20 protein-coding genes are annotated in these 19,120 nt (G+C 61.9%); 6 read left to right on the top strand and 14 right to left on the bottom strand.

The genetic code is table 11. The features are described from left to right. The first annotated feature begins 177 nt into the window (after positions 1 to 177). Complete coding sequence (locus BLS60_RS21835; protein WP_092365921.1) at positions 178 to 507, top strand: hypothetical protein; 330 nt, start codon at positions 178 to 180, stop codon at positions 505 to 507. Between the two features lie 103 nt (positions 508 to 610). Continuing rightward, positions 611 to 1,375 carry a YdcF family protein gene (locus tag BLS60_RS06120; RefSeq protein WP_092365918.1) on the top strand — a complete coding sequence of 255 codons (765 nt, stop codon included), beginning with the start codon at positions 611 to 613 and terminating at the stop codon, positions 1,373 to 1,375. Positions 1,376 to 1,580: 205 nt separating this feature from the next. Here the strand turns inward: BLS60_RS06120 and lnt are convergent, their stop codons facing one another. From lnt to miaB, 5 genes are all read right to left on the bottom strand, one after another. Next, positions 1,581 to 3,098: an apolipoprotein N-acyltransferase gene (gene lnt / locus BLS60_RS06115; protein ID WP_092365915.1), complete on the bottom strand. Its 1,518-nt coding sequence runs from the start codon at positions 3,096 to 3,098 to the stop codon at positions 1,581 to 1,583. A 55-nt stretch (positions 3,099 to 3,153) separates the two neighbouring features. Then, on the bottom strand, positions 3,154 to 3,990 hold the full coding sequence (locus tag BLS60_RS06110) for an HlyC/CorC family transporter (RefSeq protein ID WP_070882205.1): 837 nt from the start codon (positions 3,988 to 3,990) through the stop codon (positions 3,154 to 3,156). Between the two features lie 25 nt (positions 3,991 to 4,015). Continuing rightward, on the bottom strand, positions 4,016 to 4,474 hold the full coding sequence (gene ybeY / locus BLS60_RS06105; RefSeq protein ID WP_092365912.1) for an rRNA maturation RNase YbeY: 459 nt from the start codon (positions 4,472 to 4,474) through the stop codon (positions 4,016 to 4,018). Further along, complete coding sequence (locus BLS60_RS06100) at positions 4,471 to 5,490, bottom strand: PhoH family protein (protein ID WP_070882207.1); 1,020 nt, start codon at positions 5,488 to 5,490, stop codon at positions 4,471 to 4,473. The genes ybeY and BLS60_RS06100 overlap by 4 nt, the downstream gene beginning before the upstream one ends. Before the next feature lie 133 nt (positions 5,491 to 5,623). Then, positions 5,624 to 6,958 (bottom strand): tRNA (N6-isopentenyl adenosine(37)-C2)-methylthiotransferase MiaB, encoded by a 1,335-nt coding sequence (gene miaB / locus BLS60_RS06095; protein WP_070882208.1) that lies wholly within the window; start codon positions 6,956 to 6,958, stop codon positions 5,624 to 5,626. Positions 6,959 to 7,178: 220 nt separating this feature from the next. On the opposite strand from miaB, the gene BLS60_RS06090 reads away from it, so the two are divergent. Next, positions 7,179 to 7,502 (top strand): DUF1820 family protein, encoded by a 324-nt coding sequence (locus tag BLS60_RS06090; RefSeq protein WP_070882209.1) that lies wholly within the window; start codon positions 7,179 to 7,181, stop codon positions 7,500 to 7,502. Between the two features lie 42 nt (positions 7,503 to 7,544). Here the strand turns inward: BLS60_RS06090 and BLS60_RS06085 are convergent, their stop codons facing one another. From BLS60_RS06085 to BLS60_RS06070, 4 genes are all read right to left on the bottom strand, one after another. After that, positions 7,545 to 8,093 (bottom strand): tetratricopeptide repeat protein, encoded by a 549-nt coding sequence (locus BLS60_RS06085; RefSeq protein WP_070882210.1) that lies wholly within the window; start codon positions 8,091 to 8,093, stop codon positions 7,545 to 7,547. A 236-nt stretch (positions 8,094 to 8,329) separates the two neighbouring features. Next, a complete protein-coding gene (hemL, locus tag BLS60_RS06080) occupies positions 8,330 to 9,619 on the bottom strand; it encodes a glutamate-1-semialdehyde 2,1-aminomutase (protein ID WP_092365909.1) in 1,290 nt (429 codons plus the stop codon). Between the two features lie 26 nt (positions 9,620 to 9,645). Beyond that, on the bottom strand, positions 9,646 to 10,287 hold the full coding sequence (gene thiE, locus BLS60_RS06075; RefSeq protein WP_092365906.1) for a thiamine phosphate synthase: 642 nt from the start codon (positions 10,285 to 10,287) through the stop codon (positions 9,646 to 9,648). Beyond that, positions 10,287 to 11,120, bottom strand: a complete 834-nt coding sequence (locus tag BLS60_RS06070) for a bifunctional hydroxymethylpyrimidine kinase/phosphomethylpyrimidine kinase (protein WP_092365904.1) — start codon at positions 11,118 to 11,120, stop codon at positions 10,287 to 10,289. Before BLS60_RS06070 ends, thiE begins: the two co-directional genes overlap by 1 nt. A gap of 596 nt (positions 11,121 to 11,716) precedes the next feature. Here BLS60_RS06070 and BLS60_RS06065 point away from each other — a divergent pair. Beyond that, entirely contained in the window at positions 11,717 to 12,580 is an 864-nt protein-coding gene (locus tag BLS60_RS06065) for an ABC transporter substrate-binding protein (RefSeq protein ID WP_092365901.1), read from the top strand. A 152-nt stretch (positions 12,581 to 12,732) separates the two neighbouring features. Then, the gene (locus BLS60_RS06060; protein WP_092365898.1) at positions 12,733 to 15,144 is read left to right on the top strand and encodes a hybrid sensor histidine kinase/response regulator; all 2,412 of its coding nucleotides are present in this window, start codon (positions 12,733 to 12,735) and stop codon (positions 15,142 to 15,144) included. 19 nt (positions 15,145 to 15,163) lie between these two features. On the opposite strand, the gene BLS60_RS06055 is transcribed toward BLS60_RS06060, so the two are convergent. The 4 genes from BLS60_RS06055 to BLS60_RS06040 all read right to left on the bottom strand — a co-directional run bounded on the left by BLS60_RS06055 (position 15,164) and on the right by BLS60_RS06040 (position 17,806). Further along, on the bottom strand, positions 15,164 to 15,982 hold the full coding sequence (locus BLS60_RS06055) for an MBL fold metallo-hydrolase (RefSeq protein ID WP_092366545.1): 819 nt from the start codon (positions 15,980 to 15,982) through the stop codon (positions 15,164 to 15,166). Between the two features lie 67 nt (positions 15,983 to 16,049). Beyond that, positions 16,050 to 16,802, bottom strand: a complete 753-nt coding sequence (locus BLS60_RS06050; RefSeq protein ID WP_092365895.1) for an OBAP family protein — start codon at positions 16,800 to 16,802, stop codon at positions 16,050 to 16,052. A gap of 54 nt (positions 16,803 to 16,856) precedes the next feature. Beyond that, positions 16,857 to 17,366, bottom strand: a complete 510-nt coding sequence (locus tag BLS60_RS06045; protein ID WP_092365892.1) for a DUF4142 domain-containing protein — start codon at positions 17,364 to 17,366, stop codon at positions 16,857 to 16,859. 269 nt (positions 17,367 to 17,635) lie between these two features. Continuing rightward, complete coding sequence (locus BLS60_RS06040) at positions 17,636 to 17,806, bottom strand: con-10 family general stress protein (RefSeq protein ID WP_070882218.1); 171 nt, start codon at positions 17,804 to 17,806, stop codon at positions 17,636 to 17,638. Between the two features lie 393 nt (positions 17,807 to 18,199). Here BLS60_RS06040 and BLS60_RS06035 point away from each other — a divergent pair, with 393 nt between their 5' ends. After that, positions 18,200 to 18,412, top strand: coding sequence for a hypothetical protein (locus BLS60_RS06035; RefSeq protein WP_092365889.1), 213 nt, complete (start codon positions 18,200 to 18,202; stop codon positions 18,410 to 18,412). A 64-nt stretch (positions 18,413 to 18,476) separates the two neighbouring features. Here the strand turns inward: BLS60_RS06035 and BLS60_RS06030 are convergent, their stop codons facing one another. Beyond that, the gene (locus tag BLS60_RS06030) at positions 18,477 to 18,986 is read right to left on the bottom strand and encodes a ferritin-like domain-containing protein (protein WP_092365886.1); all 510 of its coding nucleotides are present in this window, start codon (positions 18,984 to 18,986) and stop codon (positions 18,477 to 18,479) included. Between the last annotated feature and the right edge of the window lie 134 nt (positions 18,987 to 19,120).

Genomic DNA, 19,120 nt, shown 5'->3' with positions numbered 1-19,120 from the left:
ACTTTGCGCTAGGGAAAGGGGCTTTCGGGAAACGCCGTAGCATACATGACCCCCCTTGACGGAGGAAACGCTGATTGCTCTCGCCGGGCGTGCGCGTCGCCGTTTGTCGCGGTAGGCCGCTCGCGGCGAGGCCAACGCTAAGCTCACTGACAGGGCCACATTGCCCGGAGGTGTGTGATGGCGTATCCAGCGAAGTTCGATAACCAGGCCGACCCTTACGGCCACTTGCTGCAACGGCTGGCGTCGGCCCTGGATGAAGCCAGCAACCTGGATCATCTGTCTGACGAGCCTGCCACGGAGATGGAGGTGCGCGGCTTGTCTGCCACTGAGCTGGCGCTGATCACGGCCTATCTGGCCAATGATTACGCTTGGCTGCGCGGCTGGCATATCACGGGCGCTGCGCCTCGGGTGCCCCTGTCGCCGCCCTTCGAGCGTCACGCTGGCGCCGTCATTGGCTGCGCTGCGGGCACGGCACCGCGCGGTGCTCAACTGGTCGCGGATGACTGAGCGGCGGTTCTCCGCGATTGTCGGTTGGTCATCTGCGCCGCGGCTTGGCTTGTGCTGTAGCCACAAGTGCACCTAGGCTTCGAGCCTTTCCTGGAGGTGCTCGATGCCGCTTCGCTACATGCTCAAGCAATTCTTCATGCCGCCCGGCATCCTGCTGCTTCTGCTGGTGCTCGCCTGGTTTTTGCGCCGGCGCTTCCCGCGGCTGGCAGCTGGTTGCTTTGCGGTCGGCCTGAGCGGCCTGTGGCTGATGAGTCTGCCGGTCGCCGTGGAGTGGGGCGCGCGGCAGATCGAGAGCGAGCCGGCACTGGCGCAGCAACAGTGGGCCGAGCTGGCGCAGCACGCGGATGTCATCGTGATATTGGGGGCGGGACGGGACTCTGCCGATCCGGCCTGGGGCGGTGACCAGCCCAGCGCCATGGCGATGGAGCGTATTCGCTATGCGGCGCGACTCGCCAAGGCGTCTGGTCTGCCTGTTCTAGCTACCGGTGGTCTGCATTTTGGGCGCCCGCCGAGCGAAGCAGCGCTGGCCGCGCAGGTGATGCAAGAAGACTTTGGCGTGGCAGTACGCTGGCAGGAGGAGCGCAGCCGCACCACTTGGGAGAACGCCGTGGACACCGCTGCCATGCTGCAGCCGGAGGGTATTCGCCGTGTGCTGCTGGTGACCCAGGCCTGGCATATGCCACGCTCGCGCTGGAGTTTCGAGCAGGCGGGCTTCGAGGTAGTGACCGCGCCCGTCGGTTTCATTGGCGTACCTAACGACCGGCCACTGGGCGGCTGGTTACCGGAAGGCAAGTCGTTCTGGCAGAGCACCCAATTGCTGAATGAGCTGATCGGCTCGTTGGCCTATCCACTGGCCTACGGGCTTTAGTGGTGGGTAGCGCGGTTCGCTGTCGGTAGCTGGCGTTTCGCTCGTCCAGCATGGCGATTCGCCGCTGGAGCGCGATTCAAAGGCAAATCGGGCTCGCAGCCATCATTGGCGCAGTTCGCTGCGGGTTGCTTAGACCGCGCCGGTGAGCCATGACCACGCTGCACTGCGTATCCATGTGTTCAGCCAGCGCTCGATTGCCTCGGTGTTACGCCGCGTCTTGGCGACGGCGAATCAGTGCCCAGATTGCCAGCAGGCTGCAGAGGGCGATCAGCGGCCAGGAACGCCATTGCAGGTAGGGCGTCAGGTGCTGCATTGGCTGCACTTCACCGTACAGGGTGCCTTGTTCGAATTGCGGCAGGCGTTCGGTGATCTGGCCGAACGGGTCGATCAGCACGGTCACGCCGTTATTGGTCGCGCGAATCATCCAGCGGCCGGCTTCCAGCGCGCGCATCTGCGCCATTTGCAGGTGTTGCAGCGGCCCGATAGAGGTGCCGAACCACGTGTCGTTGCTCACCGTTAGCAGCAGGTCGCTGCGGGCGGCCATTTCGGCGGCGAATTCCGGATACACCACTTCGTAGCAGATGAACGTGGCGATGCGATGACCCTTGGCTTCCAGCAGGGGTTGGTCGTGGTCGCCGCGGGCGAAGTCAGACATTGGCAAGTCGAAGAAGGCGATCAGACCGCGCAGCACTTCCTGCAGCGGTACGTACTCGCCGAACGGCACCAGGCGCTGTTTTAGGTAATCGCCGCTGCCCTGACCCACCACGCTGACGCCGTTGTAGTAGCGCAGCTCGCCGTGCTCGTTGGGCTGGCGAATCGGTACGCCGGTAATCAGCGCGCTCTGGCGGTCACTGGCGAAGCGGTCCATGACACTGAGATAGCCGATTGCCTGTTCCTTGAGCACCGGCACCGCGGTTTCCGGCCACACCAGGATGTCCACCGGCTTGCTGGCGAAACTCATGTCGCGGTACAGCGCCAGCTGCGCATTGAGCTGCGCCGGGTCCCATTTGAGGTTCTGCTCGACGTTGCCCTGGATCGCGGCGACGCTCAGTGGGTCGCCGGCCGGCGCGGTCCAGGCATGACCTTTGAGCAGGCCGCCGATCAGCCAGGGTGCGATCAGCAGCGCGAGTGCGGCGCCAAATTGCGGCTTGTTGCGGTAGAGGCGCGGCAGATTGACCAACAGCGCGGCGCTGAGTGCCAAGGCGAAAGACAGCAGCCACACGCCGCCGACTGGCGCCAGGCCGGCCATCGGGCCGTCCAGTTGGCTGTAGCCTGCATACAGCCAGGGGAAGCCGGTAAGAAACCAGCCGCGGAACGCTTCTTGGGCCACCCACAACGCAGCGAACGCCAGTGCATCGCTAACCGGTGCTGCATCGCGACGCAGCCACAGCGCCCACAGCCACGCAGTCAGGGCGAAGAACAGGCCAAGTCCGGCGACGAAACCCAGGGTCAGAAAAGCGGCCAGCGGCGGCGAGGCTGCACCGTAATCGTGGATGCTCACATACACCCAGCTGGTACCGGAGGCGAACAGACCGAAGCCGTACCACCAGCCGCGCCACGCAGCCTGGCGCGGCGTCAGCTCGCGCAGGCCCCGGTAGAGCAGGGCAATCGATACCAAGACCAGCGGCCAGATGCCATACGGCGCCAGCGCCAGCGTGGTCAACGCGCCTGCCAGCAGGGCGATCAGGTTGCCGGGCCAGCCGGGGCGGAACAGTCGATTCATCGGGATGCTCGAAAAGAAGGAAAGCAGGCGCCCCAGGTTGCGGGGCGCTGTCACATCAGCGGGCCAGCGGCGTCAGGCGCAGCAGGTGCACGCGGCGGCTGTCGGCGTTGAGCACGCGGAAGCGGAACTCACCGATTACCGTCACTTCGTTGCGCTTGGGCAGATGGCCGAAGGCGCTCATCACCAGGCCGCCGACGGTGTCGAATTCATCGTCGGAGAAGTCGCTGGTAAACGCTTCATTGAAGTGTTCGATAGGGGTCAGCGCCTTGACCAGGAAGTCGCCGCTGGGCAGCGGTTTGATGTAGCTGTCTTCCTCGACATCGTGCTCGTCTTCGATGTCGCCGACGATCTGTTCGAGCACGTCCTCGATGGTCACCAGGCCGGCCACACCGCCGTATTCGTCGATTACCACGGCCATGTGATTGTGGTTGGCGCGGAACTCGCGCAGCAGCACATTGAGGCGCTTGGACTCGGGCACGAAGGTGGCCGGGCGGAGCATGTCGCGGATGTTGAAGTCGGGCTGGTCGGCCAGCAACAGCGGCAGCAGGTCCTTGGCGAGCAGGATGCCGAGCACATCGTCAAGGGTCTCGCCGATCACCGGATAACGCGAGTGCGCGGCCTCGATGATCACCGGGAGGAATTCTTTGGGGGATTGGCTGGCCTTGATCGTCACCACCTGGGAGCGCGGCACCATGATGTCGCGAACTTGCAGGTCGGCGACCTGGATGGCGCCCTCGACGATGGCCAGGGCCTCGCTGTCGAGCAGTTTGTTCTGATGCGCATCGCGCAGGACTTCCAGCAGTTCCTGACGGTTCTTCGGCTCATGAGCAAAAGCCTGGGTCAGCTTGTTCAGCCAGGACTTTTGCTCGTTGCTCGATCGGTCTTCGCTCATGGGGTTTTACTCGGGATCCTTTGCTCTATTCGTCGCCGGCATACGGGTCGGGATGACCCAGCTCGGCGAGCAATAATCGTTCCAGCGCTTCCATCTCCTCGGCTTCCTCATCGTCGATGTGGTCGTAACCGAGCAGGTGCAGACAGCCGTGTATCACCAGATGCGCCCAGTGCGCTTCCAGTGCCTTGCCTTGTTCGATGGCTTCACGCTCGACCACCGGGACGCAAATCACCAGGTCGCCGAGCAGCGGAATATCCAGCAAATCATCAGGCACATCAGCGGGGAAGGACAATACGTTGGTCGCGTAATCCTTGTGGCGCCAGGTGTGGTTGAGTTCGCGGCCTTCGGCCTCGTCGACCAGGCGGATGGTCAGCTCCGAGTCTGCCGTGCGCTGGCGCAGGGCCAGCTCACACCAGGCCTGGAATGCGCCCAGGGCAGGCAGGTGGTCGCCCGTGCTGGCGACCTGCAGATCCAGTTCGATCATTTTTCGGATCTGGCACCAGGGTCGTTATCCGCCGGCTGGCGGTCGAAAGGCTGGCGCTCGGCCTCGAAGCGCTCGTAGGCCTCGACGATGCGCTGCACCAGCGGATGGCGCACCACATCCTTAGGTTTGAAGTGGGTGAAGCTGATGCCGGGTACGCCCTTGAGCACGTCGATCACGTGGGTCAAACCGCTCTTGGTACCGCGCGGCAGGTCGACCTGGGTGATGTCACCGGTAATCACTGCGGTGGAGCCGAAACCGATCCGCGTCAGGAACATCTTCATCTGTTCCATCGTGGTGTTCTGGCTCTCATCGAGAATGATGAAGCTGTTGTTCAGCGTGCGACCGCGCATATAAGCCAGCGGCGCAACCTCGATCACCTGCTTCTCGATCAGCTTGGCCACCTGTTCGAAACCGAGCATTTCGTAGAGCGCGTCATACAGCGGGCGCAGGTACGGGTCGATTTTCTGTGACAGGTCGCCAGGCAGGAAGCCGAGCTTCTCGCCCGCCTCGACCGCCGGGCGCACCAGCAGGATGCGGCGGATCTGCTCGCGCTCCAGGGCATCCACTGCGGCGGCTACCGCGAGGTAGGTCTTGCCGGTACCGGCCGGGCCAATGCCGAAGTTGATGTCGTGGTCGAGAATCGCCTTGACGTACAACTGCTGGTTGGCGCCGCGCGGGCGAATCATGCCCTTGCGAGTACGCAGGGCGATGTTGGCGTGGACGCTGGGCGCGTTGAGTTCCTCGATACCGGACTCCTGCAGGAACAGATGCACCATGTCCGGCGACAGCTCGGTGCTGTCGGTTTCGCGGTACAGGCGTCGCAGCAGGTTTTCACCCGAGGTGGTTTGCCCAGGCTCGCCAAGCAGTTCGAATTGATTGCCGCGATTGCGGATCTCGATGCCCAGGCGTGATTCGATCAAGCGCAGGTGCTCGTCGAACTGCCCGCTGAGGTTGGCGAAGCGCTTGGCTTCAAAGGGCTCGAGGGTGAAGCGATGAGGTGCTAGGGAAGTATTCAAGGTCGTTTTTTGGCCGCCAGTCGGCTGAGTGGAAGGCAGAGAATAGCGCTAGCCGACGCCGGGGGAAAGCGCGGCCGACGACCGCGCTGCGCTTGTGGCCGTTCTCGCACGGTGGTCGGCCTGGCTAAATAGCTTAATGGCGTTCGACCAAGGTGCCTCGCAACGAGTGGGGCATCGCTTCGTCGATGTGCACGTCGACGAACTGGCCGATCAGTCGCGGGTTGTCGCACGGGAAGTTGACGAAGCGGTTGTTCTCGGTCTTGCCCTGCAGCTTGCCGGGGTCCTTTTTCGAGAAGTCGCTGACCAGAATGCGCTGCACGGTGCCGACCATGCGCCGGCTGTTTTCGAAGCCCTGCTGGTTGAGGCGATGCTGCAGAATCTGCAGACGCTGCTTCTTCACCTCTTCCGGGGTGTCGTCGGCCAGGTCGGCCGCTGGCGTACCGGGGCGCGAGCTGTATACGAAGGAGTAGGAGAAGTCGAAACCGACATCCTCGACCAGCTTCATGGTCTGCTCGAAGTCTTTTTCGGTCTCGCCGGGGAAGCCGATGATGAAGTCCGAACTGATGACGATATCCGGCACTGCAGCGCGCAGCTTGCGGATGCGCGACTTGTATTCCAGCGCGGTGTGGTTGCGCTTCATTGCCGCAAGAATGCGATCTGAGCCCGATTGCACCGGCAGGTGGAGAAATTTCACCAGCTCTGGGATTTCGGCGTGAGCCTTGATCAGTGCGTCGGAAAACTCCAGCGGGTGGCTGGTGATGTAGCGGATACGGTCGATACCGTCGATGGCGGCCACCAGATACAGCAGCTCGGCGAAATCGGCGATGCCGCCATCACGCGTTTCACCGCGGTAGCCGTTTACGTTCTGGCCGAGCAGGGTCAGTTCGCGCACGCCGTTTTCGGCCAGGTGAATGATTTCACCCAGCACGTCGTCCAGCGGGCGGCTGACTTCCTCGCCGCGCGTGTAGGGCACCACGCAGAAGGTGCAGTACTTGCTGCAACCTTCCATGACCGAGACCATGGCGCTGGGGCCGTCGACCCGAGGCTCGGGCAGGCGGTCGAACTTCTCGATCTCGGGGAAGGAAATATCCACCTGAGCGATTTTGGTGCTGCGCGCGGCGTCGATCATTTCCGGCAGGCGGTGCAAGGTTTGCGGCCCGAATACCACGTCAACGTAGGGCGCGCGGTCGCGAATTGCCGCGCCTTCCTGGCTGGCCACGCAGCCGCCGACGCCGATCACCAGGTCCGGATTTTCCAATTTCAGTTCACGCCAGCGGCCGAGCTGGGAGAACACCTTGTCCTGCGCCCTTTCACGGATCGAGCAGGTGTTTAGCAGGATGACGTCGGCGTCTTCCGGGCGATCGGTCACTTCCAGAGCCTGATGCTCGCCCAGCAGGTCGACCATGCGCGAGCTGTCGTACTCGTTCATCTGGCAACCGTGGGTTTCGATATAGAGCTTCTTGGTCATGGCACTGCCTGGAATGAGTGAAAGGTTTTTCAGGAAAGCATCAACATCCCATCAGCGAGTGCCCTGCGGGCGCGTGGCGATGGTCGGTCTTGAAAAATGACCGCGCATTATAGGGGGCTTGGCCGAGTGAGGCCACAGGCGATGGACAAGGTGCGGCGTTGCGCTCAACAGGCGTGCTAAGATTCGCGCCCTTTTATTGACTGCCAGCCAATCGTTACCCATGAGCAAGCGTGAACCGATCTACAAGGTGATTTTCCTCAACCAGGGCCAGGTGTACGAGATGTACGCCAAGCAGATCTTCCAGAGCGATCTGTGGGGCTTTCTGGAGATCGAGGAATTCGTCTTTGGCGAGCGTACCCAGGTGGTGGTCGATCCCAGCGAAGAAAAACTCAAGGCCCAGTTCGATGGTGTGGTGCGCAGCTTCGTGCCCATGCATTCGATCGTGCGCATCGACGAGGTCGAGCGCTTGGGCACGCCGAAGATCAGCGAGGCCAAGGGCGGCGGCAATATCATGCCGTTCCCCATGCCGATGCCGGATAAATAAGCTGCTGCGAGCGCGAAGGTGATAGCGCGCCGCTGAACGCGATTACTTCAGGGGAGCGAAGGGCGACAGGCCGTCAGCGGCCTGCAGTTCCTGCAGGTAGTTGCGGAAGATCTGCCCCAGCACCTGGGTGGCGACCTCCAGCTCGGCTCTGGGCATTTGCAGCGACACTTCGTCGGCGCTGTCCATGGCCTCGTCGGAGCCGTTGACGGCGGCCATCTTCAGCACGATATAGGCCTGCACGTTGTTTGCAGCCACACCCTCGCCACGAAAGAACATCATGCCCAGATGATATTGCGCCTGCGCATGGCCTTGCAGCGAGGCGCGTTCGAACCAGCTCAATGCCTGGGGCAGATCGCGCTCGGTGGCTCGCCCTTCGTAATAGAACTCGCCCAGCTCGTATTGCGCCTGCGGATCGCCGCCTTCGGCACCCTGGTGACAGGCCTGCAGGGCGTCGGGGAGGTCTTCGGGGGCGACGTTCAGCGAACAGCTGCCGGTGGCCGGGATCAGCAATGAGTTTCCGTCCGCCAGTGCAAGCAATGGCAGCAGGAGCAACAGGCAGCCCAGAGACAGGGTGCGGCCGGTGCGCTTCATGGAGATCCGAATACCTCGAGGTGCTGACAGGTGGGTGGCGGGCGGAACAAATGCGTCCGCCATCACATTATGAAATAAGCCGCACCGTTCTTACAAAGTGTTTGCCGCTTTTCTGCCCCAACGCGGCGCAACGGCGCCACCATCACGCGTGGCCGCGCCCTGCAAATGCCCCCAACAAGCGGCTCAGGCTACCGTAGCAGCCTGTAAACCATCAGCGGTGCGCCATAGCACCTACCTTATACCCGCTTGAGGGCGGCGAAGGCGCGTTCGGCAGCGTCCAGGGTCAGTTTCAGCTCGGTTTCCCCGTGGGCGATGGAGGTGAAGCCCGCTTCGAACGCGCTTGGTGCCAGGTATACGCCGCCTTCCAGCATCAGGTGGAAGAACCGCTTGAAGCGCTCGGTATCGCTGGCCATCACGTCGTCGAAGGTGACGATGTCATCGGCACCGCTGAAATACAGCCCGAACATGCCGCCCGCCTGGGTGGTGACGAACGGGATGCCGGCGGCATCGGCGCGGTCCTGCAGGCCCTGCAGCAGCTTGCTGGTGTAGTCACTCAACTCGGCATGAAAACCCGGGCGGCTGATCAGCTTCAGGGTGGTCAGACCGGCGGCCATGGCCAGCGGGTTGCCCGACAACGTACCGGCCTGATAGACCGGGCCGAGCGGTGCAATGTGCTGCATGATTGCGCGCTTGCCGCCGAAGCAGCCGACCGGCATGCCGCCGCCGATGATCTTGCCGAAGGTCGACAGGTCCGGCGTCACGCCGTAATGCGCCTGGGCGCCGCCTAGGGAGACGCGAAAGCCAGTCATCACTTCGTCGAAGATCAGCACCACGCCATGCTGGTCGCAGAGGCTACGCAGGCCTTCCAGGAAGCCTGGCGCTGGCGGTACGCAGTTCATGTTGCCGGCCACCGGCTCGACGATAATGCAGGCGACTTCACTGCCGACCTTGCCGAGCATCTCGGCGACCGCTTCGATGTCGTTGAACGGCAGAGTGAGCGTGTGCTTGGCGAAAGCCGCGGGTACCCCAGCGGAGTTCGGCACGCCCTGGGTCAGTGCACCGGAGCCAGCCTTGACCAGCAGGCTGTCGGAGTGGCCGTGGTAGCAGCCCTCGAACTTGATGATGCTGTCGCGACCGGTGAAGCCACGGGCTAGGCGAATGGCACTCATGGTTGCCTCGGTGCCGGAGCTGACCATGCGCACCATTTCCATCGACGGCACCAGCGAGCAGACCAGATCGGCCATCTCGGTTTCCATCGCGGTCGGTGCCCCGTAGGACAACCCGTGATCGAGCTGGCGGCGCACCGCGTCGATTACTTCCGGGTGGCTGTGGCCGAGGATCATCGGGCCCCAGGAGCCGACGTAATCGACATAGCGCTTGTCGTCCTCATCGGTTACGTAGGCACCTTCGGCGTGCTTGAAGAACAAGGGCGTGCCGCCGACGCTCTTGAAGGCGCGAACCGGCGAGTTGACGCCACCAGGGATGTGTTTCTGGGCGTTGGCGAAGAGGGTTTCGGAGCGGGACATGATGAACTCTCTCAAAAAGATACGGGTCAAGCCGATGCGAACAGGGCGCTGAAGGCACGCGCGCGGCGTTCGACTTCGGCGGTGGAATCGGCGGCGAACAAGGCATGGATGACGGCGATCATGCTGGCGCCCCTTTTGATCAAAGGTGCTGCGTTATGCACGTCGATGCCACCGATGGCGACGATCGGTAGCGGCACGCGCGCCTTGGCGGTGGCCAGTAGATCGACCGTAGCCGCGGGCGCGCCGGGTTTGGTGTGCGAATTGAAGAAACGACCGAAGGCCACGTAACTGGCGCCTTCTTTGGCGGCCTGCTCGGCAAGTTCCAGGCGTGCGTGGCAGGTGCCGCCGATGATTGCCTGGCGGCCAAGCAGAGCGCGGGCGATGGCCAGCGAGCCATCTTCCTGGCCAAGGTGCAGACCGACGCCCAGGCGGGCGGCGAGCTCGGCGTCGTCGTTGATGATCAGTGCGGCGTTATATCGCTCGCACAGGCCGCGCAGTGCTTCGGCTTCGCGCAGGCGACGCGCCCCATCAGTGGATTTGTCGCGGTACTGCAGCAGGCGCGCGCCACCGGCCAGAGCCGCTTCGACGTAAGGCAGTAGCTTGCCGCCGGCGAGCAGCTGGCTGTCGGTGATGGCGTAGAGGCCGCGGAGTTTGTCGGGCACGGCCATCAGCTCAGGTCCAGCGGCAGGCGGCGTGGCACGAATTGGCCGCGGCCCGGTTGCTCGGCGTCGCGCAGGGTGCGCCAGGTGTAGTCCAGCGCGCTCTCGACCGCACTGACCAGATCCTGGCCCAGGGCCAGACGGCCGGCCAGGGTGCTGGCCAGGGTGCAGCCCGAGCCGTGGTAACTGCCTGGCAGGCGTGCGCAGGTGAAGGTGTGCTGGCTGCCGTCGCGCAGGTACAGGCGGTTGTGCACGTCGCGTTCGTCGCCGTGGCCGCCGGTGATCAGCAGGTGTCGGATATGCGGCAGCAGTTTTTCCGCGCATTCGTCGGGCGTGCCGTTTGGCAACTCGGCGAGAATGCGCGCTTCCGGCAGGTTCGGTGTGGCGATCGAGGAGGCCGCGAACAGCCGCTCACGCATGGCGAAGCCGACTTCATCCTTGCCCAGTGCACCGCCGCCGCCAGCGCGCAGTACAGGGTCGCAGACCAGCGGCACGCCGGGCAGTTTGTCCATGATCATCAACACGGTCTCGACCATCTCTACCGAGCCGAGCATACCCAGCTTGACCGCGGAGATCGGCATGTCGGCGATCACCGCGTGGGCCTGAGCCAGCACCCAGTCGCGGTCGAGGACGCGGAAATCGATGACGTCAACAGTGTCCTGCACGGTCAGCGCGGTCACTACCGGCGCAGCGTGGCAGCCCTGGGCGAGCAGTGCTTCGATATCGGCCTGCAGGCCGGCGCCGCCGCTGGGGTCATGGCCGGACAGGCACAGCACCACGGGGCGCGAAGGGGCGAGGCGGGCGGTGCTGCGCTCGTATTCAGGAAGGCCGAAGTCGATCATCTGTGTCGCGGGTTCCGGTTTAGCAGGTCGTCGAAGCGCATCAGCGGCAACGCAGATCGTTCTTCGACAGCCTGTTGGGGCACGGCGGCAGTCGTCGTGCCCCGTTGGTCGGGGCTCGCACCAGCGGGTGGCCGGCGGCATTTTCGTGGGGCGCTAGCTTAACATTGATGCGCCGTGGTGAGGCTGGATCGTCTTGCGTTAGGGGCTTGGGCGGGGCCTGTGTTGGTCCGATTGCCTGGCCTCCAGCGTCAGCCAAGCTCCGGCGTCTCGCGCTGTTAGCGGCGCCTAGCTGGGTCGTTCATCATGCGCCGAGGCCGATCTGGGACAGTAGAGGAGCGCTGCGCCGCCGGAGGTGCCTGCAGCTCGCCCAGTTTGGCGGGCAGGGTAGGCTGCCGTTCAGCTCGATGCATTTTCGGGGTTGCTGGCGCCGCACATGGCTGCGATTCTGGATGCGTATACGCTTCGTATGGCAGGGTTTACTGGAGGCGCTCGGCGTTGTACTGATGCCAGTGGCCGGTTCGGCCGTGCGTTGATCGTTCGCTGCACCTGGCCAGATGGTGACTCTTTTGTTTTGTTTGTTCAAAAAGGCGCCTGGCATGAAGGATCTATTGCGCGGTGCCCTGTTGCTGCTATGCCTGGCGGCGAGCCTGACTCAGGCGCAGCCACGGGTGGTGGCGCTAAGTTGGGAAGCAACCGAGCACTTGTTGAAGCTGGACATCATTCCCGTCGCCGTGGCCGATGCGCAGGATTACCGCGCCCGGGTGATACGGCCTCGGCTGCCTGCCGACGTACCTAACGCGGGAGCGCAAACCGCGCCGGACCTGCAACTGCTGGCTCAGCTCAAGCCGGAACTGATCCTTATATCGCCATCGCTCGAAGGGCTCCGCGCCCCGCTCCAGCGCATCGCCCCGGTTGCCGTTTTCGGCAACCTCAACCAGCAAAATGACAACTACTTGAGCGCCCGCGACAACTACCTGGCGCTGGCCCAGCGCTTCGGGCGCGAGGAGCAGGCGCTGCGTGAGCTTGCGGCCATGCAGGCGCGGGTCGATGAGCTGCATCGGCGGCTGGTGGAGCATTTCCGCGGGCGTTTGCCCAAGGTCACGGTGATCCGGTTCTCGTCGCCTGGCGCCGTGCTTATCAACGGTACCAATTCCATGCCCCAACACGCCATGCAGATGCTGCATCTGCAGCCGGCCTATCCGTTACCGCACAGCCCATCGGGCGTCGTGCAGGCACCGTTGAGCACGCTGCAGGAAATTGACGACGGCGTGATCCTGTATATCGAGCCATTCGCTCAACGGGACCAGCTATTCAGCACGCCGCAGTGGAAAGCCATGCCCTTCGTACGCGATGGCCGTTTTGCGGCCATGCAGCCTGCCTGGACCCATGGCGGCGTGTTTTCCATCGAGTACCTGGCGGAGGCAATTGCCGAGGCGCTGCTGCGCCTGCCTGCGCAGTGATCTGGATCGATGTTTGGTTGCCGTAGCGCTTGCGATAAAGCGCTGACAGCACCTAGAGTTGCCGCATTCTTATTTTGAGTCGTACGAGCCGTATCGATGCGGGGGGCGTGGGGCCTTCCGGTACGGCTCGATTCGGCCATCAGCGGGGCTGCATGCGTTTTCTTTTGATGATTCTCATAGTCATTTGCCCTCTGGTGGCGAGTGCGGCAGGGACCGTGGTATTCGATGAAGCCACACGCTCGATACCGCTTGGCCAGCATATGGCCGTGTTCGAAGATGTGCGCGGCGACAAGACCATCGATGACGTGACATCCATCGCCCTGCAAGACAGTTTCCGTGACCACGACAAAGCCGTATTGAACGCAGGTTATTCACGCTCGGCTTTCTGGTTGCGCGTCGACCTGCAGTATTCGCCGCAGACCCAGGCGGCGCAGCGTGGCCGTCATGAGCATTGGTTGCTGGAACTGGCCTACCCGCCGCTCGATCATCTCGAACTCTACGAAACCGGTGACAACGGGCGGTTTCGCCTGACCCAGCGCACTGGCGATGCGCTGCCGTTTTCCAGCCGGGAGATTCGCCAGAACAACTATGTATTCCCCCTCGACTTCAAGCCCGATGAAGTGCGGCGGGTGTACTTGCGCCTGGAAAGCCAGGGCTCCATTCAGGCGCCGTTGAGCCTGTGGTCGCCGACTGCCTATCTGGAAGAGTTGCCCGCGCGTATCTACGTGCTGGGCATCATCTACGGCGTGCTGCTGGTGATGCTCATTTATAACCTGTTCATCTTCATCAGCGTCCGCGATACCAGCTACCTGTATTACATCCTCTATATTGCCTCGTTCGGCCTTTATCAGGTGTCGGTGAATGGGGCCGGGATCGAGTTCTTCTGGCCGGACAATCCGTGGTGGGCGAACGCCTCCACGCCGTTCCTGATCGGTGCGGCGGCGCTGTTCGGTTGTCAGTTCGCGCGCAGTTTCCTGCAGACCCACGAGCACAGCCCGTGGGTCGACCGTTGCCTGTTGTTGCTGATGCTGTGGGGCGGGTTGGTGATGGTGCTGGCGCTGACGGTCAGCTACGCCGTCTCGCTGCGCCTGGCTACCGTGTTGGCACTGGCCTTCACCCTGATGATCTCCCTCTCAGGCGTGCTGGCGTGGCTGCGTGGTATGCGCGTGGCGCGCTACTTCATCATCGCCTGGGCGGCCTTTCTGGTTGGCGGGGTGGTCAACACGCTGATGGTGCTCGGCTACCTGCCCAATGTATTCCTGACCATGTACGCCAGCCAGATCGGTAGCGCGATCGAAGTCGCCCTGCTGTCGTTGGCCTTGGCCGATCGCATCAACGGCATGAAGGAGGAGCGCGCGCGCATCCTGCAGAACGCCTCTGCCAAGCTGGAGGCGCTCAACCACCAGCTGGCCGACAGCAATCGCCTCAAGGATGACTTCCTGGCTACCGTGACCCATGAGTTGCGCACGCCGATGAACGGCGTCATCGGCTCTCTGGAGCTGATGCAGACTCTACGCCTGGACCCCGAGCTCGAGCAGTATCAGAAAACCGCGACGCGCTCGGCGCGCGACATGATGCAGATGGTCAACGACATTCTCACGCTCACCGAACTGCAATCCGGCAGGCTCTATCCACGGCGTGAAACCTTCAGCTTGCGCGGCTTGGTCGATGGCGTGTGCGCGCATTACGAAACCCGTGCCCGCGAAAAAGGCCTGGCGTTCACCCTTGACCTCGACGAGCGCTTGCCCGACACGGTGGAGGGCGATGCGCTCAAGCTCGCGCAGAGCCTCGGCTATCTGCTGGACAACGCCATCAAATTCACGCCCGCGGGTACGGTTAGCCTGCGTGTGCGCGGTGAAGGCGAGGCAATGCCCGGCAATCTGCCGCTGAGCTTCGAGGTGATCGATGCCGGTATCGGCCTGGCCGACGTTCGAGAAACGGATCTGTATCGCCGCTTCCATCAGCTCGACAACTCGATGACCCGCCAGTATGGCGGCCTCGGCATCGGCCTGAGCATCTGCCGCAAGCTGGTCAACCTGCTGGATGGCCACCTGGCCTATGAGCCCAACCGTGCCGGTGCTGGCGGCAGCATTTTTCGTATCAGCCTGACGCTGGCGCTGCCGGTGCTCAAGGGCGGTAGCGAGCCAGTGGTGCGCCGCGCCAGTGGCAGCCCCGTGCGGGCGCCCGAGCAATGCACCGTGCTGGTGGTCGAGGACAACGCCATCAACCAGTTGGTGATCCGCGGCATGCTGCTCAAACTCGGCTACCGGGTGCGCACCGCGGATAACGGCAGCGAGGCGCTGGAGTGCCTACAGCGCGAGTCGGTCGATGCCATGCTGCTTGACTGCCAGATGCCGGTGATGGACGGCTTCGCTACCTGCCGCGCGTTGCGTGTGCTGCCGGGATGCGCTGATTTGCCTGTATTGGCGATCACCGCCCACAGCCAGTCCGGGGACCGCGAGCGTTGCCTGGCCGCCGGGATGAGCGACTATCTGGTCAAACCGGTCAAGTTCGATGAGTTGCGCGTGCTGCTGCATGACTGGGTGCTGTGCCGAACGCCCTGAGCGGCAGAGCGCCTCGCGGTTAGGGCTGGCCGGGCAGGTAACGCGACAGCTCACGGGCATCGTGGCTGCAGAAGATGTCCATCTGCGGATGGGCCAGGGACAGCGCCCTGAGCCGGCGCTGGTTGAGCACGCGTTTATCGTGGTCGGTGTCCATCAGCCGCTGGTAAAAACGCAGCCCTGGTGTGCAGTGGTAAGACGGCTGGCCGATCTCGCCGCGATAGAAGTAAGCGTCCCCGGCATGCAGCATCCAGCCATTTTCGCTCTGGATGGCAACGCCGCTGTGCCCGGCGGTGTGGCCGCGCAGGGGAATTAGCAGGATGTCGTCGAGCACACAGCGGATCGACTGAAAGCCAAACCACTCATCTCCCTCCTCGCGGTAGAACTGCCAGCGACGCACATCGCGCCATTGCGCGGGCACGAAACGCCGGCGCGGCAGGAAACCGCGCAACTGCTGGACCGCCGCGTGCTCATCCTGCAAGACATGCACCGTGGCGTTGGGGAAGTCGTCCAGCCCGCCCGCGTGGTCGAAATCGAGATGGGTGAGCAGGATGTGGCGCACATCGGCGGGTTGAAAGCCCAGACGGCGTATCTGAACAACTGCAGTGAGAGCGGGATCGAACTGAATATTGTTGAGCAGCCTGAACATTCGGCTTAGACGCTGCGGGTTCTGCACGTCCTGCTCACCGAAACCGGTGTCGACCAGCACCAGGCCATCGCCATCGGTTTCGATCAACAAACAGTGGCAACACAGATGAGCGGTGAGGCCTTTGCTGAAGCCGTCATACAGCGCGCCGCCGAATGGACACATGCAGCCGCATTCGAGGTGATGAATTCTGATCATTGCCTGCTCCGCTGGATGGCCAACGTGGCGTGACGCGGATCGCTCACGCTGGCCTCTATCGGCTTCAGTGATGGACGTGGGCGCCAGTTGGGTCTTCTATCTGGAACACCTTGCCTTTCTGCCAGGCGTCGGCGCCCGGCTGCACCGTCGGTGTCTCAATATCGGCGCGATCGCGGCGTTTCTGTGCACTGTCGATACCAAAGCGTTGGTCACGCTCTTCGACCATTCTCGGGTCGGCCTGGCCATCGGCTGTAAAGCCCATCATCAGCTGAGGCACGCCAAGTGGCAGGCTTTTCTGCTGATCCGTGTGCCAGGTGTGCCAAGTCTTGCCGTAGGTGCGTACCAGCTTGCGCATCAAGGCGTGCTCTGCCGTCTGCGGAATGCCGGGCGCTATCAGCTGACCCGATTTCACTTCATGCACATGGCTGTGCCACAGGGACTTTTCAGCGGCAGGCAGCTCGTTGAACAGCCGCTCGCTGATGATGTATTCGACACCCATCAACTTCGCGTCCTCGACGTTGCCGTCGTAAATCACGCACTGGATCAGCTCTTCGCTGAGGACCGAACAGTAATGGTGGGCCTCCATCTGTGCGTTCTGCCGTCCGTTGTAAAAATGAAAACCGTCAAGGTAGGCGTTCAGCGCACTGATTGGCGGATGAGACTGCAGGGCCGCAGCGCCTGCTTCGAGTAATCGGGTATCGGCCTTCTTTTCAGCGCCTTCAACGCCAACATTGGACGGGCTTTGCGTAGCAGCGCAGCCGCTTAGCTGTAGGGTGGCAAGCAGTGGCAACAGCATCATGCCTTTTCGCGCCATCATTATTGTCCTCCTGGCATGTCCGAGCCGGGCGTGTGCCCGGCTCGGGGCTGGCATTTACTTGCGGGTTTTGCTCTGCAGGTCTTTGGCCATTTCCAAGTGATGCTCCAGTTTGGGCAACGTTTTTTCAGCCCAGGCGCTCACCTCGGCATCATCGGATTTGCTCGCTTTGCGGAACAGCTCGATGGTCTGCTCATGGGCGACCACTTGATTGTTCGCATACGCTTCGTCGAAGTTCTCACCGTCACGCACCTGGAGAATCATCGCTTTGGCTTTGTTCATCAGCTCGGCGTCGTCAGAGACCTTCAGGTTCTTCTTCTCGGCCAGCGCCTTGAGCTCATTGTTGGCGCGGGTATGGTCGTCAATCATCGACTGGGCAAACTTCTTCACCTCGGCGTTGGTGCCTTTTTCCAACGCCAACTTGCCAGCTTCGATTTCCGCGATGCCTTTGGCCGACGCTTCTTCAGCGAAATCGGCTGGGCTGACGGTATCGGCTGCCTGAGCCAGGCTGGCCAATCCCATTAGTAGGGCTGCGGTGGCGCTGATCAATACACCTGAACGTTTCATGTAAGACACCTCGTGGTTTCGAAGGAGGGAAGCAAACGGCGATGCTCACTCGTGCACCGCCATGTGGCGACGTGCAACAGCGTGAACCGGCCTGCTGGCTCCAGAAGAATGCGATTAGCGACTGTCGTCGTTCTATTAGAGCGTTTCTTTAACGTTAATAATCAGAAAGCGCTTGAGACGCTCCCGTTTAAACGAAACGGCGAATCAGTAACTCGCCGTTTCGTTCAATATAAAGAAGGGAGGGGTCATTCCCCTCCCGTTCTTCATGCTTAACGTCCGCCATGGCTGTTGGAACCACCTTTGCGGCCAGCTTCGGACGCTTTTTCGCGATCATTGGCAAAGTTGCCGCCAGAATTGTGGCCGCCTTTCTTGCCGGCTTCGCTGGCTTTCTCACGATCGTTAGCGAAGTTGCCTGGGTTGTTGTTTCCGGTATTAGCCATTTCTCTAATCCTCTTGTGTCAACGCCTGCCGTTAGTGGCAGGTAAATTTTTCGAGAGGCGGCTTGAGGAAAATGTTCGACTGAAAAATAAGAGCCGCCGATAAGCGGTAAGTTGCTAGTGTTGTGCAATCATGCTGTCCAATGCGTGTACAACTTAGCTATTTAACTGGAGCGTTGAGCTGCGCTTCGCTTAATTTCGTTGCGCTTGTTGTTTGGCAGTCGATATCCATTTGTCGGCGTGGAAGTTAAAGGGGGTGAACGGAGAATTTCGGGCAGTTGTCAGCACTTCGAGACCGATCTAAAACGCTGTGCTCTAGCGGCAGAAGTTTGAATTGCTGAAACGGCCGCTGTCCGGCAAGCGCGCAGTTGATATCACTACGAATAGGAGTGACCCATGAGCGGGCAGATATTTTTGATCAACTACATTTGCGACAACCAACCCATGCACCTGGAGGTTCCTTCAGATGCTGAAACAATGACCGTCGAGCAGGCGCAGGCGCATGTTCAATCGCAAGGGGCGAGCGGCAAGATTACTGATGTGCAGGTCAGCAAGATCACCCGAACACACGAGCCCGGTACCACGCCTGGCCACTATCTGCAGCCGTAAGCATCGGCCATAAGCTTAGCGGTTTGGCCAGCGGATCCCGATGGAGTCCGCTGGCGCAGGCAGATCAGCGCTTGGCTTCCAGGCCAGGCGTTTCGGAACGATCGAGAAAGGCCTGGCTGAGTTCCGGCAGATGCTCACGCAGCCAGTCGGCCATGGCGATTTCCTGCTCCAGAATACGTTCACAATCCGCTTGTGTCTGCGCATCGCCCACCGATTTTGCGGCTGCAATCAGTACGGTATACGTGGCGATTTCGAGCGTCTCGAATACATAGCCCGACATGGCGCCTTTCACCACTTCGTCACTCATGAGCATGCCGCCCATCGCCTGGCCGAACGCCATTAGTTTGCCGCTGATGTCCTTCATGGTTGACGGCTCGCTTCCCAGCCGAGCCAGGGCCTGCTCCAGCAATTCGCGTTGTCCCACAGTTTCTTCAATATGTTTTTCAATACGGGTGCGCAGTTTCGGATAGTTCACTAAACGCGACTTCTGCGCAGTGAGCATTTGTTCGGCCTGTTGTTCCATTGCATGAGCATCACGTAGCCAGCTCAGTAGGTTTTCAGTCTTGTTGGTCATGATGATGGCCTCGGTTTCAGGGTAAGTAGTGATTCCGAGAGAGTGACTGTTGTGCCGGTTCCATACTTTTCGCCAGCGGCACTCAAGCGAAACGGTTGTCGGTAAATAAGCGAAGCGGTAAGTGAATGGCAAGC

This window comes from Phytopseudomonas seleniipraecipitans (genome assembly GCF_900102335.1).
GTDB classification, from domain to species: domain Bacteria; phylum Pseudomonadota; class Gammaproteobacteria; order Pseudomonadales; family Pseudomonadaceae; genus Aquipseudomonas; species Aquipseudomonas seleniipraecipitans.
The sequence above is the reverse complement of the archived record's forward strand: the minus strand, read 5'-3'. Positions and strand labels throughout refer to the sequence as shown.

Coding starts and splice junctions, on each gene's coding strand:
- BLS60_RS06065 (WP_092365901.1), top strand. CDS start 11,717: ATGAAGGATCTATTGCGCGGTGCCCTGTTGCTGCTATGCCTGGCGGCG.
- BLS60_RS21835 (WP_092365921.1), top strand. CDS start 178: ATGGCGTATCCAGCGAAGTTCGATAACCAGGCCGACCCTTACGGCCAC.
- BLS60_RS06040 (WP_070882218.1), bottom strand. CDS start 17,806: ATGGCTAATACCGGAAACAACAACCCAGGCAACTTCGCTAACGATCGT.
- miaB (WP_070882208.1), bottom strand. CDS start 6,958: ATGACCAAGAAGCTCTATATCGAAACCCACGGTTGCCAGATGAACGAG.
- BLS60_RS06110 (WP_070882205.1), bottom strand. CDS start 3,990: ATGAGCGAAGACCGATCGAGCAACGAGCAAAAGTCCTGGCTGAACAAG.
- BLS60_RS06060 (WP_092365898.1), top strand. CDS start 12,733: ATGCGTTTTCTTTTGATGATTCTCATAGTCATTTGCCCTCTGGTGGCG.
- BLS60_RS06120 (WP_092365918.1), top strand. CDS start 611: ATGCCGCTTCGCTACATGCTCAAGCAATTCTTCATGCCGCCCGGCATC.
- BLS60_RS06045 (WP_092365892.1), bottom strand. CDS start 17,366: ATGAAACGTTCAGGTGTATTGATCAGCGCCACCGCAGCCCTACTAATG.
- lnt (WP_092365915.1), bottom strand. CDS start 3,098: ATGAATCGACTGTTCCGCCCCGGCTGGCCCGGCAACCTGATCGCCCTG.
- hemL (WP_092365909.1), bottom strand. CDS start 9,619: ATGTCCCGCTCCGAAACCCTCTTCGCCAACGCCCAGAAACACATCCCT.
- thiE (WP_092365906.1), bottom strand. CDS start 10,287: ATGGCCGTGCCCGACAAACTCCGCGGCCTCTACGCCATCACCGACAGC.
- BLS60_RS06050 (WP_092365895.1), bottom strand. CDS start 16,802: ATGATGGCGCGAAAAGGCATGATGCTGTTGCCACTGCTTGCCACCCTA.
- BLS60_RS06085 (WP_070882210.1), bottom strand. CDS start 8,093: ATGAAGCGCACCGGCCGCACCCTGTCTCTGGGCTGCCTGTTGCTCCTG.
- BLS60_RS06070 (WP_092365904.1), bottom strand. CDS start 11,120: ATGATCGACTTCGGCCTTCCTGAATACGAGCGCAGCACCGCCCGCCTC.
- BLS60_RS06090 (WP_070882209.1), top strand. CDS start 7,179: ATGAGCAAGCGTGAACCGATCTACAAGGTGATTTTCCTCAACCAGGGC.
- ybeY (WP_092365912.1), bottom strand. CDS start 4,474: ATGATCGAACTGGATCTGCAGGTCGCCAGCACGGGCGACCACCTGCCT.
- BLS60_RS06030 (WP_092365886.1), bottom strand. CDS start 18,986: ATGACCAACAAGACTGAAAACCTACTGAGCTGGCTACGTGATGCTCAT.
- BLS60_RS06035 (WP_092365889.1), top strand. CDS start 18,200: ATGAGCGGGCAGATATTTTTGATCAACTACATTTGCGACAACCAACCC.